The organism is Flavobacterium sp. LPB0248 (assembly GCF_013388355.1).
In the GTDB taxonomy this organism is placed as follows: Bacteria; Bacteroidota; Bacteroidia; order Flavobacteriales; family Flavobacteriaceae; genus Flavobacterium.
Genome location: NZ_CP058246.1, coordinates 1,875,043 through 1,890,298 on the forward strand (window position 1 = coordinate 1,875,043; position 15,256 = coordinate 1,890,298).

A 15,256-nucleotide genomic window follows, 5' to 3' on the forward strand; every position below is an offset into this window, starting at 1 on the left:
TGTATTAAAAGAATCTTGGGGATATCATTTTATTATAATTATTAAAGAATTCGAATCTTAAGAAAATCTCGTGAGATCCAGAATTGTATTTTCTTAATCTTGTAGTTTCATGATCGTAACCATAACCTATGTACATTCCTTTTGTTACTTGAAACCCTGCCATTGCACTAACTGATGCACTCCAACGATAAGCAAGACCTAAAACGAATTTATCATTAAACATAAAATTTCCTGAAACATCTACCTGAAGCGGTGCTCCTTCAACCATTTTGGCCATTAAAGCTGGTTTGAATTTTATATATTCTAAACGATCTAGATTAAATACATAACCTGCTATTAAATAATAATTGATTTTATCTTTAAAAATAGCCACATCGTCTGAATCATAACGATTTGTTTCAATAAAATTAGGAACAGATAATCCGATGTAAGCTCTGTCTGAATGATAATAAATTCCTGCTCCAACGTTTGGCGAAAACTTATTTTTTAGATTCTGAAACTGAGGATCATCCTGATCTTCATAACTCAACTTATTAATGTCAATATTGAAAAGATTGGCTGTTCCTTTTATACCAAAAGATAAATTCCATGATTCTGATGTTGGAATGGTATAAGACAAATCTGCCGATAAAGTATTTTCTACAGTCGGTCCGATTTTGTCATTTACCAAAGAAACTCCAAGTCCTAAATCACTGTTATTTAAAGGCGTATTAACCGAAAACGTACTTGTTTCTGGTGCTCCATCTAATCCAACCCATTGTGTACGATATAAACCAAAAACGCTTAAAGCTCCTCTTGAACCCGCATACGCTGGATTGACTTCGATTGTGTTGTACATATATTGTGTGTACTGTGCATCTTGCTGCGCATAGGACACAATCGAAAAAAACATAAAAACTAAAATTAATTTTTTCATTTATGAAGTTTTAGAACGGCTTAGGGTTAACTAAGCCGTATTCCATTTTATTTATTAAGGTATAAGTAACCAGATTCTTGGTGAGACTTCTGCGCACTATCTTTATATTTTAAGATATAGAAATACGTTCCAACTGGAAGACCATCTGTTTGTTTGATTGTCGAACGTCCGTTAGAATATCCTTCAAAAACTCGATCATTATTGTTATACTGATCAATGCTGAAAACCAAAACTCCCCAACGGTTATAAATTTCAACTGTATTATCTGGATAACATTCAATTCCTCTAATATAGAATCTTGCATTCTTGCTGTCTCCATTTGGAGAGAAAGCATTCATTACTTTAATAGAACATCCGTTTAAGTCTAAAACTGTTGGGCTATCTCCACTGTTGCTTGAATCATCTGACTGATCTTCAACAACAACTCCTCTTACACTGCTTCCTTTTACAGTTGCCTGATTACTCACACTGCCTCGATTAATATCTTCTTGAGTGATTTTGTAAACCGCTGTAAAATTCGTTTCGTTAGATTCGTTCACTCCCAAATTAATTGCTTGTCCTGAAACTACTACTCCTGGCAATGGATCGTTTATTGTGATTCCTACAAGAGGTACATTTCCAGTATTGGTTACAGTAAACTTGTATGTAATTGTTTCTCCTGCATTTGCAAAACCGCTCTTATTTTCGTCATTGAAAACTGCTGTTTTGATAACCGAAATAGCTGGAACTTCAACAAAAACATTTAACACTGCTGTAGAACAATTTGTATCATTAGCTTTTTCGCAAACCTGATAAGTCAACGGATAATTTCCTCCTGGTGTATTTGGCTTAACATTTACCGTTCCGTCAGCATTCCACTCAAAATATGGACTAACTGTTAATGGCTTAATTATAACATCTGCAGGATTTATTGGCTGTCCGTTTATCAAATCATTATCTAAAACATTTACAAATTCTAATGAACCGTTAATTCCATCAGCACTAACATCATTATCATTATTTAAAGTAATTTTATTTTCTGTTGGCGGAGTCGGGTCTACAACATTGTCAACTGTAATCTTAATTACTGCCTGACTGCAATTTGATGCATTTGCAGCTTCACAAATCTGATAAGTCACTTCGTAAACTCCATCTGCAGTATTTGCGGCAATGTTAATTGAACCGTCTGCATTCAACGTAATATTTGGATGCACAACTGGAACTGATAAAATAACATCTGAAGCCTTCAATTTTGCTCCGTTTAATAAGTCATTTTCAAAAATATTAATGTTAGCATTTGCCCCTTTCTTTACATTTACTGGTCCTGCCTCGTCATTATTTGCTTTTATGCTAAATGTTGGACGTGCATTACAATCTGGCGTAGCTAACGGATAAGCAACAGAAACTACAACAGTTGGATTTAATGAGAATTCCATTTTTACTCCATTTCGGGTAGCTTCAAATCCGTCTGCTCCTTCTGCCCATATTCCGTTATTTAAAATCCATCCTGGCCAATCTGTTCCATTCTGGTTACTGTCAATCTCTGCTCCTGGCCATAAAATATTTCCACTCAATGGCAGATTGGTCTGAGTTGCGACAACATTATTGTTGCTATCAATCCATCTAACAGTTAATGAATTATGTGCTGTGAAATTTTCTGGTGCAACTGTATAATTAACATAAGGAACATTGTTTGAACAATAACTGTTTGCTGTTACATTCATTTTTGGTTCAGTTACGCTAACTTTTACAACATTTGAGTCACAGTTATTTGGATTTAACTTTTCGCAGATTGTGTATGTCAATTCATATTCTCCTGCAGGTGCATTAGGTGCTAGTACAACATTTCCGTCTGTATCTACAGTTAAATATCCTTTTGGATCTGCTTTAGTTACTTTCAGATCAACATCTGATGGCACTAATTTATTTCCATCTTTAGTATCATTCTCAAAAACATTGATTACTGTTTGTGGAATATTTACTCCAACTGCAGATGGCACAAGATCTTCGTTTGCCACAAGATTTCCTCCTGTAACTTTTACCACTGTAATTACCGAATCACAATTTGTTGGATTCGTATTCTCACAGATTTTATATTCTACATTATAATCTGCTGCTGGCGTGTTTGGTGCAACTGTAATCGTATAGTCTGAATTTAATGTAAGTCCTGCTGGAAGCGTTCCCACGATTTCAAACTTAACTTCTCCTGCTGCTGTTCCAACCACGATTGGGCTTTCGTTTAATTTGTCATTTGCTGTCAATGCAATTGTTGTTCCTCCGATATTTCCGTTTATTGAAGCTATTACATCTTCAACCGCATCGATTACTGGAGTTCCAACTGTCACTTTCACGGTATTTGAACTGCAGTTGTCCGGGTTTAATTTCTCGCAGATTTCATAAGTCAGCTCATAATCTCCCGCTGGCGGATTAGCACCTAATACAATGTTTCCGTCTGTATCTACAGTCAGATATCCTTTTGGATCTGCCGCTGTAGTTTTCAGCGTAACATCTGAAGGATTTAACGGCTGCGAATTTTTTGTGTCATTGTCAAAAACGTTTTTGCCTAATGTCTGAGGAGCATTTGATCCTAAAACTGAAGGGATAACATCTTCGTTTGCCACAAGGTTTCCTGCTGTAACCGGTACGGTTATAGTTACCGAGTCGCAGTTTGTCGGATTCGTGTTTTCGCAGATTTTATATTCTACATTATAGTTTCCTTTTGGTGTATTTGGCTCAACTGTAATCGTATAGTCTGAATTTAATGTAAGTCCTGCTGGAAGTGTTCCCACGATTTCAAACTTAACTTCTCCTGCTGCTGTTCCAACTGCGATTGGGCTTCCGTTTAATTTATCATTTGCCGTCAATGCAATTGTTGTTCCTCCGATATTTCCGTTTATTGAAGCTATTACATCTTCAACTGCATCGATTACTGGAGTTCCAACTGTTACTTTTACGGTATTTGAACTGCAGTTGTCCGGGTTTAATTTCTCGCAGATTTCATAAGTCAGCTCATAATCTCCCGCTGGCGGATTAGCGCCTAAAACAATGTTTCCGTCCGTATCCACAGTCAGATATCCTTTTAGATCTGCCGCTGTAGTTTTAAGCGTAACATCTGACGGGTTTAGCGGCTGAGCATTTTTAGTATCATTGTCAAAAACATTTTTGCCTAATGTCTGAGGAACATTTGATCCTAAAACTGAAGGGATAACATCTTTGTTTGCCACAAGGTTTCCTGCTGTAACCGGCACGGTTATAGTCACCGAGTCGCAGTTTGTCGGATTCGTGTTTTCGCAGATTTTATATTCTACATTATAGTTTCCTTTTGGAGTATTTGGCTCAACTGTAATCGTATAGTCTGAATTTAATGTAAGCCCCGTTGGAAGCGTTCCCACGATTTCAAACTTAACTTCTCCAGCTCCTGTTCCAACCACGATTGGGCTTCCGTTTAATTTATCATTTGCCGTCAATGCAATTGTTGTTCCTCCGATATTTCCGTTTATTGAAGCTATCACATCTTCAACCGCATCGATTACTGGAGTTCCAACTGTCACTTTCACGGTATTTGAACTGCAGTTGTCCGGGTTTAATTTCTCGCAGATTTCATAAGTCAGCTCGTAATCTCCCGCTGGCGGATTAGCGCCTAATACAATGTTTCCGTCTGCATCTAAACTTAAATACCCTTTTAGATCTGCCGCTGTGGTTTTAAGCGTAACATCTGAAGGATTTAATGGCTGAGAATTTTTTGTGTCATTGTCAAAAACGTTTTTGCCCAATGTCTGAGGAGCATTCGATCCTAAAACCGAAGGGATAACATCTTCGTTTGCTACAAGATTTCCTGCCGTAACTGGCACGGTTATAGTAACTGAATCGCAGTTTGCAGGAACTGCACCTACTTCACATATTATATATTCTACATTATAGTTTCCTTTTGGAGTATTTGGAGCTACCGTAATAGTTCCATTTGCATTTAATGTTAATCCAGATGGTAAAGTGCCAACAATATTTATAGTCACTTCTCCTGAATTACTTCCAATTACTACTTTATCACCATTTAATATATCATTTTCTATTAGAGATACTGTTGTTCCGCCAATATTTCCATTAATTGGAGTAATAGTATCTAGTACTGCGTCTATTGTATTTACAACTTTAACTTCTGCTGTAGCTTTTTTACAGTTTGATGGATCCGCATCTTTCTCACAGATTTCATAAGTAATGCTGTAGGTTCCGCTTGGCGTGTTTGCTGCAAGAGTAACATCTCCATTGGCATCAACGCTTAATGGTCCTGATGAATCTGCTGTAACAATTGTATTACTCGAAGTAACTGGAACACCATTTAAAGTATCATTCGTTTTAACATTGCCAATAGTTGCTGTTGTTGATCCTGAAGATTTTGTTCCGAAATCATCATCATTAGCACATAAGATTGATTTAATAACAAAACTTACATCATCAGATGAACATCCATTAGACGATACAGAAATAGTATAACTTCCTGCAGGTGCTGTAATTGTACCTGAGTTATTAGCAACTCCCGCTGAAGGAGTTATTGTATAATTATAAGTTGAATTATAATTATTAATAACAAAACTTCCAGTAGCAGTTAAACACGTTGGTTGTGTAATCGTACTTAATGCTGGTGCTGAAGGCGTAGAATAAACGTTTATGCTTACCGAAGTTCTTGGACTTTCGCATCCGTCTGTAGAAGTCTCGCTTACATAATACGTTCCTGTTGCAAGAGTTTCAGTTCCCGCGTACAGAGTCCCGCCTGTATTCGCGCTGTACCATTTATACGAAGCTCCTGATGGAGAAAGATCGCCTACTTTTTTATTGTCCGCAGAGCAGAAGTTCTGTGCAGAAGCTGCTGGCGCTGACGGAGTAGCGTTTACTTTTACGCTTACCGAAGTTCTTGAGCTTTCGCATCCGTCTGTAGAAGTCTCGCTTACATAATACGTTCCTGTTGCAAGCGTTTCAGCTCCTGCATACAGAGTACCCCCTGTATTTGCACTGTACCATTTGTACGAAGCGCCTGACGGAGACAGATCGCTTACTTTTTTATTGTCCGCAGAGCAGAAATTCTGTGCAGAAGCTGCTGGCGCTGACGGAGTAGCATTTACCTTTACGCTTACCGAAGTTCTTGAGCTTTCGCATCCGTCTGTAGAAGTCTCGCTTACATAATACGTCCCTGTTGCTAGAGTTTCAGTTCCTGTATACAGAGTACCCCCTGTATTTGCACTGTACCATTTGTACGAAGCGCCTGACGGTGACAGATCGCCTACTTTTTTATTGTCCGCAGAGCAGAAGTTCTGTGCAGAAGCTGCTGGCGCTGACGGAGTAGCGTTTACTTTTACGCTTACCGAAGTTCTTGAGCTTTCGCATCCGTCTGTAGAAGTTTCGCTTACATAATACGTTCCCGTCGCAAGAGTTTCAGTTCCCGCGTACAGAGTCCCGCCTGTATTGGCGCTGTACCATTTGTACGAAGCGCCTGATGGAGACAGATCGCTTACTTTTTTATTGTCCGCAGAGCAGAAGTTCTGTGCAGAAGCTGCTGGCGCTGACGGAGTAGCGTTTACTTTTACGCTTACCGAAGTTCTTGAGCTTTCGCATCCGTCTGTAGAAGTCTCGCTTAAATAATACGTCCCTGTTGCTAGAGTTTCAGTTCCTGCATACAGAGTGCCGCCTGTATTTGCACTGTACCATTTGTACGAAGCGCCTGACGGAGACAGATCGCTTACTTTTTTATTGTCTGACGAACAGAAGTACTGTGCCGAAGCTGCTGGCGCTGACGGAGTAGCATTTACCTTTACGCTTACCGAAGTTCTTGAGCTTTCGCATCCGTTTGTTGTTTGGCTTACGTAATACGTTCCTGTTGCAAGTGTTTCAGTTCCTCCATACAGAGTCCCGCCTGTGCTGGCGCTGTACCACTTATATGATGCTCCTGATGGAGACAGATCGCCTACTTTTTTATTGTCCGACGAACAGAATGTTTGAGCTGAAGCTGTCGGTGCTGATGGCGTAGTATTCACTGTAACCGATACCGAAGTTCTTGAACTCTCGCATCCGTTTGTTGTTTGGCTTACGTAATACGTTCCCGTAGCAAGTGTTTCAGTTCCTGCATACAGAGTCCCGCCTGTGCTGGCGCTGTACCACTTATATGATGCTCCTGATGGAGATAGATCGCCTACTTTTTTATTGTCCGATGAACAGAATGTTTGAGCTGAAGCTGTCGGTGCTGATGGTAAAGCATTTACCGTAACCGATACAGAAGTTCTTGAGCTCTCGCATCCGTTTGTTGTTTGGCTTACGTAATACGTTCCCGTAGCAAGTGTTTCAGTTCCTGCATACAGAGTCCCGCCTGTGCTGGCGCTGTACCATTTATATGATGCTCCTGATGGAGACAGATCGCCTACTTTTTTATTGTCCGATGAACAGAATGTTTGAGCTGAAGCTGTCGGTGCTGATGGCGTAGTATTCACTGTAACCGATACCGAACTTCTTGAACTCTCGCATCCGTTTGTTGTTTGGCTTACGTAATACGTTCCTGTTGCAAGTGTTTCAGTTCCTGCATATAGAGTCCCGCCTGTGCTGGCGCTGTACCACTTATATGATGCTCCTGATGGAGACAGATCGCCTACTTTTTTATTGTCCGATGAACAGAATGTTTGAGCCGAAGCTGTCGGAGCTGATGGTAAAGCATTTACCGTAACAGTTGTTGCTGTTGAAAATGCACTATAACAGCCTGAAGCATTAGATACTTTAACACTATAATTTCCTGAAGCTGATACAGTAATTGATTGTGTTGTTGCTCCTGTTGACCATAAATAACTGCTTCCTCCTGTAGAAGTCAAAGTTACACTACCTCCTTGACAGAAAGTTGTTGCTCCATCTGCTGAAATTGAAGGTGCTGCCGGTGTAGGATTTACAGTGACAGACACTAAAAGCCTTGTACTTTCACAACTATTAATAGTTTGACTTACATAATAGTTCCCTGAAGTCAAAGCCTCATTTCCTGAATACTGTGTTCCTCCTGTACTTGAATCATACCATTTTAAATTAGATCCTGTTGCAACTAAATCTTTTACTATTTTATTTTCTGATGAACAGAAAGTCTGCGCTGATGCTGAAGGTGCTGCTGGAGTTTGATTTACAGTTACATTTACAGCTGTTCTTAAACTTTCGCATCCATTTGTTGTCTGACTTACATAATAAGTTCCTGTTACAAGTGTTTCAGTTCCCGTATACAAAGTCCCTCCTGTGTTAGCACTATACCATTTATATGCTGCTCCTGATGGAGATAAATTACTTACTTTTTTCAATTCTCCAGAACAAAAAGTTTGAGCTGAAGCTGTAGGAGCAAGGACATTATTTACTGTTACAGAGACTGTAGTTCTTGTACTCTCTCCACAGTCATTTGTTTGACTTACATAATAATTTCCTGATGATAATGTTTCAGTTCCATTATAAAGTGTTCCCCCAGTTAATTGATTATACCATTTTAAATTACTTCCTGAAGTAACTTTTAAATCATTTACTGTTTTTGAATCTGTTGCACAAAAAATCTGAGATGATGCTGTTGGTGCAGAGGGAACATTATTTATTGTTACAGCAACCAATGTCCTAGCACTTTCTGCACAAGAGCCTGCTGTTTGACTTACATAATAGTTTCTTGTAACTAATGTTTCTGTTCCTGTATATTGCGTCCCTCCTGATGATTGGTTGTACCATTTTAAATTATCACCGGAAACCACTAAATTTAAATCACTAATTTTTTTATTCTCTGCAAAGCAAAATGTTTGTGCTGAAGCAACAGGTGCAGATGAAGCGCTTATTGTTACTTTTACTTGAGTTCTTGAACTTTCGCATCCATTTGCAGAAGTTTGACTAACATAATAATTTCCAGCAGTTAATGCAGTATTTTCTGCATATTGCGTTCCATTTGTTGAAGCACTGTACCATTTTAAATTTGATCCTGTCGCTACCAAATCACCTACTTTCTTATTCTCAGAAGCACAAAATGATTGATTAGCTGCTGCTGTTGGTGCTACCGGTGTAAGTGTAACAGAAACAGGAGAAGAACTCTCGCTCATACAATTTGAACTATTTAATACTTTTACTGAATAGGTTCCATCTGCAGTAACAACAATGTCCTGCGTAGTTTCACCTGTTGACCATAAATACCCCGTGCTACTAGTTGCTCTTAATGTGATACTCGTAGCTCCAAAACAACTAATTGAACCATTAGCAATAGAAGCACCATTAGTTCTTGTAATTGTAGGCGTAGCAGGTTGTGGATTCACTGTCACCACAACTGGTTTAATAAATGTACATCCATCAGCAGAAACAGCTTTTATGTAATAAGTTCCTGATGCGGTGACAGCATTCGGTGAAGATAATGCCGAAGTTGCTCCAGAATTTGTCCAATAAGACAGTGTCAAATTTGAAGAGCTTCCTGCTGTAACAGCAGAAGCCGTTAAATTTACAGTCGAAGGTGCACAAACTGAAGCTGGATTTGTTAGAACTAAATTCGCAGACTTTGGATTTACCGCGGCACTCGCCGAATTGTTCGCTGTATTCGTATCTATTCCATTTGGTAATGATGCTGTATTGATATAATTTCCAGATGCATTTACAGTGGCAACAATTTTTAATGTCATTGACGTTTGTGCCGCCACATCGCCGATTGTCCAAACTCCAGTTGCTGAATCGTATACCCCAACTGATGGTGTTGAGTTTACATATGTATAACCAGAAGGAAGCAAATCAGTAACTGAAATTCCAGAGACATTGTTTCCTCCCAAATTACTAACTTTAACCGTAAATTCTACATTAGATCCAATACAAGGTGTAGCATTATCAACTGTTTTAGTAATTCCTAAATCTGTACATAATGTTACTGAGGCTGTTTTAGAAGGAGTTTGAGCCCCACATGCCAATGTATAAGACACAGAATAATTACCTGTCTTTGTTGCAATATATGTCGAAGAATTAGCGCCATCAATTGCTACTCCATTGTAATACCACTGATAAGGATCATAGCCTGATTGTGTTGTTAGTTTAGCTGTATTGTTTGTACATCCACCTCCTTCAATGTAAGTTAAGGTAGGATCATCTGGCAAGGCTGCAAAAGTCGAGAAAAATCCTGCCATCGAGAAACCACCTGATTGCTGTACAATAGAAACCGTAAGTTTAGCTTTACTTTCGATAGAAAGAACTTCAGGTCTCCCAATTTGTTCACTATTAAAGTTTATTATATACCAACCAGTCGAACCTATCTGATAACGTGCTTTAACTCCAGCTATACTAGTAGTTTTCACACCATTAATGGTAACATCCTCATTAGAACTTCTCAACAAAATATATCCAAAATAATCTAAGTTTTCGAATTTATAGTTTTTAAATTTAGATGTTTCTACAAACTCTGAACCACCACATTCTGATACTGGTGCAATTGTCGAAATATCAACTTCACAAGTTTGTGCTGTACCTGAATAAACTGCCACTCTTTTATCCGAAATAATTCTTGATGCAGTAAAACTTGTATTTTTTACACCATTTATAAAAGTGTAAAAAGATCCTGCCGATGCTAAATTTATAGTTGTTCTATTTACTAAAACTCCAGTAGTCGAATAACTCTCCACTGTAATATTAGTATCATCTTTTGTTGCCACAACCGTAGTTTGTTCAGCAGTGTCATTACCCGTCCCTCTTTCAAGAAAATATTCAGTTCCTAAAACAGATTCGGGAGGTATTTGATTGTAAGCACCATCTCCGCAACCACCAGGCATGTCTATCGCTGCTGAGGTATTCATAACAATCGGATTAGACGATTCTACCAATGTTCCAATCGGCGCTTTAAACAAATAACTCTGTCCTTGATTTAATGTAGCTTTAACTTCATTGCTAATTTTTATAGTAGTGTTATTGGCTGTAGCCATAATACTATAGATCGGTCTTTGATCTCCAAAAGTACTGAAGGATCCCAATGTTCCATCTCTATAATAACCTACTCTAAATCTTATTCCAAGCCCAGCATCCCCAAAGCTTGTTAGAGCTGCATTTCCCTTTATATTAGCATCTCTGTTTTCATCTTTGTCATAATCATCTGAAGCAATATTCCTTAAGTTTACAGCAGTGGGTCCAGTGCTTGTTACAATTAATCCTGCTCCGTTAAGAACAGTATTCAAAGCATTCATTGGAAGGTCTCTAGCTAAAAGTGAAAACCTATACACTGCTGGACTTCCTTTTTTAGCTTTCAAAGTTGTCACTGTTGTACCATCACTTTTTGCGACTGTAATATCAACATTTGTTAGCGAATTGGTAGAAATTACAATTTCATTTGCTTTACTAAAATACTGCCAAGGTGCTGGCGCAATATAATGCTTAGTATAAAATTGAGCAGAAGCGCTGTGTACGGTTAGTAATAAAAAAACAATAAGAAAAATTAGCCTGGAAAATCCAGACTTACAAAAAGTAGAGTTACGCATAGACGACTTGTGTTTGTGGAACAGAAATTTTGAATGCTGAAAAACGGATGATCGTTTTTAGCATATTGATGAGATACGTGAAAAAATATAAAATGGATTTAAAAAAACTTAGAACAGTTTTTTTAAGACTTACATACAAAAAAGACATTATGCAGACCATTGTCATATAGTAAAATAAAGACTAGAAAAGTCTCATTGGTTTTAAATTAAGTAGATTTGGAAAGCGCGAAAGTATATCGCGGAATGAAATCGAGCATCATTATGCCGAAAAAATGCACATAAAGTCGTTAAACAACAATTTTTAACAAATGTTTACCTCTTTAAAATCAAAAAAATATAAACATTTGACAATGAAGTGATGAAATTTTCTTAAATAATTAAGATAATTCCGAATTCTTACAGAATTTATTGATAAATAAGTAATAAAACGTAGGAAATAAAAAATGCAAAAAGAAACAAAAAGCACACGCAACTACATGACAATTAATAAATTACACTATTAACCAGTGTGTTATTTATTATTGTAAAAACTTAATATTACGTTTTAAGCCATCAAATTTTGTTCTTTTGATAGGTGAATTTTTAAAAACTGCTCGGAAAGTTTCTTCTGTTATCTCAATCCAATCTTTTTTAGTAAAAGAAAGTAAGTCTGGATTAGGATTAAATAAAGGCTCTGAGTGTGGCTTAGAAAATCGATTCCATGGACAAACGTCCTGGCAGGTATCACAGCCAAACATCCATTCATCAAATTTTCCTTTCATTTCTTCTGGAAGATTTTCTTTTAGTTCGATGGTGTAGTAAGAAATGCATTTACTTCCATCAACAATGTAGGGAGCTACAATTGCCTGTGTGGGACAGGCGTCAATACAAGCAGTACAAGAACCACAATGATCTGTAACAGCATGATCATATTCTAGTTCTAAATCAATGATAAGTTCGGCAATGAAGTAAAAAGAGCCAACTTTTTGAGTAATTAAATTACTGTTTTTTCCAATCCAGCCCAATCCACTTTTAGCTGCCCAAGCTTTATCTAAAACAGGTGCCGAATCGACAAAAGCGCGCCCTGAAACTTCACCGATATTTTCTTGAATAGAATGGAGAAACTCTTTTAATTTATCTTTAATTACAAAATGATAATCTTGCCCATATGCGTATTTAGAAATTTTAAAACTTTCACTGTTTTGCGATGAATCAGGATAATAATTAAGTAAAAGTGACACAACACTTTTTCCATCATCAACCAGCAAAGTTGGATCTAATCGTTTGTCAAAATGGTTTTCCATATAAGCCATCTGACCATTACGATTGTTTTTTAACCAATTTTCAAGACGAGGTGCTTCTTGTTCTAAAAAACCTGCTTTAGAAATACCACAAGAAAGAAAACCAAGTCTTTTGGCTTCCTCTTTTATAAATTTCGAATATTTTTCTTTAGCATTAATCATCCTCTTTCAGAAAAAACAACTTCAATACCAACAGGTTTTAAGGTAATTAACGGATTAAAATTGACCGAATTTCCTACTGAAACAACTTTATATCTTTTAATAATATAAGAAATCGCTAAGCACATTTCATATATGGCAAAACCAGCACCAATACACATTCTTGGTCCTGCTCCAAAGGGGTAAAAATATTGCATGGAATGCTTTTTTTGTTCGCCTAAAAAACGATCTGGATTGAACTGATCTGGCTCTTCCCAATATTTTGGATTTCGATGCAACTCATAAAAAGAAACACCAATTAAAGTATCTTTTTTTATATTAAACTTACCTAAAGAATCATCTTCTACATTTTGCCTATCTGTAATCCAAGCCGGCGGATATAAACGCATCGATTCATTCAAAACCGCATTTATATAAGTCATTTTCTGAAGCTGTTCTACGACATCATCGCTTTCTGATTCCACTTTAAGAATTTCTTCAAAAACTTTTTGCTGTACATCGGCATGATCTCCTAATAATTGTAATGTAAATGTCAGAGCATTGGCGGTTGTCTCATGTCCCGCAATAAATAGAATTTTTATCTCGTCGATCAACTGCTCAATTGACATTGCTTCGCCAGTATCTTCGTAACGAGTTTCTAAGAGCATGTTAAGTAAATCATTTACTTCATTCTTCGAAGCAACTCTTTCTTCAATAATTCCTCTAATGATTCTATTATTTTCTTCAGCCAATTGAAGATGTTTTTTTACTTGGCCACTAAGAGAAAACCACCATCCTTTATGTGGCAACCTAATTTCCTTAATTAGAAAATTCTGAACTGCTTCAATAATATATTTTATTCTATCTAACTTTTCCTCTTCAATAGAAAATTGAAATAATGATTTCGCGACAACATTAAAAGCTAATTCACTCATTACTGGAAAAAGATCGACTTTTTTATTCTGCACTATTCCTTCCAGCTCAGAAACAATCGTAATCTTCATATTTTCAACCAGCTGATTCATTTTTTGCTTATGAAAAGCGGGCTGAATAAGTCTTCTTTGTTTTAGCCAAAATTCGCCATCAACAGTTAGCAGGCCTTTGCCCAAATATTTAGATAAATAAACAGACTGAAACTTTGATTTATGATAGTTCTTATGGTTTTTCTGTAGTATATATTGAGCAACATCATTATCTCTAGATAAAATAATGTGTCTAGCTTTCCCAATTCTTATAGAAAAGGAATCTCCAAAACTTTCAAAATACTTTTTATGATACGGAATCGGGTTTCTACGAACACCTTCGGCATCAACAAAAAATCTAAAAATAGAGAGTTTGGGCGGATAGTTATATTTTTTACTTATAGACATTTCTATCAGTATTAAAACAACTCTCCTTGATTATTTATGTTTACTTTGCCAAGATGTTTATAAGCCTTATCGGTAACTTCTCTTCCTCGAGGTGTTCTCATTATAAATCCTTCCTGAATCAAAAATGGTTCATATACTTCTTCGATAGTTTCACTACTTTCACTTACAGCTGTCGCCAAAGTTGAAAGTCCAACTGGACCACCCTTAAATTTATTGATAATGGTTAGTAATATTTTATTATCCATTTCATCCAAACCATGAGCATCTACGTTAAGTGCTTTTAAGGCATATTTTGAAATTTCTATATCAATTCTTCCATTACCTTTAATTTGCGCAAAATCACGAACACGTCTTAATAATGCATTAGCAATACGAGGAGTCCCTCGGCTTCTGCCGGCAATTTCAATCGCTGCTTCCAGATCGATTGGTGTTTTTAAAATAGAAGCACTTCTCTCAACAATTGTAGTTAAAAGTTCAGTCGTATAATATTGCAAACGTGAAGATATTCCGAAACGGGCACGCATCGGGGCAGTCAGCAATCCTGATCGCGTTGTTGCTCCAATCAAAGTAAAAGGATTCAAATTAATCTGAACAGTTCTGGCATTTGGCCCCGATTCAATCATAATATCAATCTTGAAATCTTCCATTGCAGAGTACAAGTACTCTTCGACAACTGGACTCAAACGATGAATCTCATCAATGAACAAAACATCTCTCTCATCTAAGTTTGTTAGCAGACCAGCCAAATCACCAGGTTTGTCCAATACTGGACCAGAAGTAATTTTAATACCAACCTGTAATTCATTTGCTAAGATATTTGCTAAAGTAGTTTTCCCTAGACCAGGAGGACCATGAAAAAGTGCATGATCAAGCGCTTCACCACGCTGATTGGCTGCGGCAACAAAGACTTTTAAATTTTCCAAAACTTGATCTTGCCCTGCAAAATCATCAAATGACAGCGGACGCAATCTTTTCTCAAGATCTAACTCTTCTGAGTTATATCCTTTAGTAGTAGGATCTAGATTTTCATTCATCCTACAAAGATATATAAACTAATCAGTTTGTAAAATAGCAAAACCGAACGATTAA

The 15,256-nt window shown here is 37.2% G+C and carries 5 protein-coding genes; all 5 read right to left on the minus strand.

Annotated elements, in window-relative coordinates; all coding sequences use genetic code 11:
* Positions 1 to 4 precede the first annotated feature (4 nt).
* The 5 genes from LPB248_RS07850 to ruvB all read right to left on the minus strand — a co-directional run bounded on the left by LPB248_RS07850 (position 5) and on the right by ruvB (position 15,201).
* Positions 5 to 916, minus strand: coding sequence for a type IX secretion system membrane protein PorP/SprF (locus LPB248_RS07850; RefSeq protein ID WP_177210947.1), 912 nt, complete (start codon positions 914 to 916; stop codon positions 5 to 7).
* 47 nt (positions 917 to 963) lie between these two features.
* Positions 964 to 11,379, minus strand: coding sequence for a gliding motility-associated C-terminal domain-containing protein (locus LPB248_RS07855; protein ID WP_177210948.1), 10,416 nt, complete (start codon positions 11,377 to 11,379; stop codon positions 964 to 966).
* Positions 11,380 to 11,897: 518 nt separating this feature from the next.
* Positions 11,898 to 12,821 (minus strand): tRNA epoxyqueuosine(34) reductase QueG, encoded by a 924-nt coding sequence (queG, locus tag LPB248_RS07860; protein ID WP_177210949.1) that lies wholly within the window; start codon positions 12,819 to 12,821, stop codon positions 11,898 to 11,900.
* A complete protein-coding gene (locus LPB248_RS07865; protein WP_177210950.1) occupies positions 12,818 to 14,167 on the minus strand; it encodes a cytochrome P450 in 1,350 nt (449 codons plus the stop codon). Before LPB248_RS07865 ends, queG begins: the two co-directional genes overlap by 4 nt.
* Positions 14,168 to 14,178: 11 nt before the next feature.
* Positions 14,179 to 15,201 (minus strand): Holliday junction branch migration DNA helicase RuvB, encoded by a 1,023-nt coding sequence (gene ruvB, locus LPB248_RS07870; protein WP_177210951.1) that lies wholly within the window; start codon positions 15,199 to 15,201, stop codon positions 14,179 to 14,181.
* Positions 15,202 to 15,256: the final 55 nt, after the last annotated feature.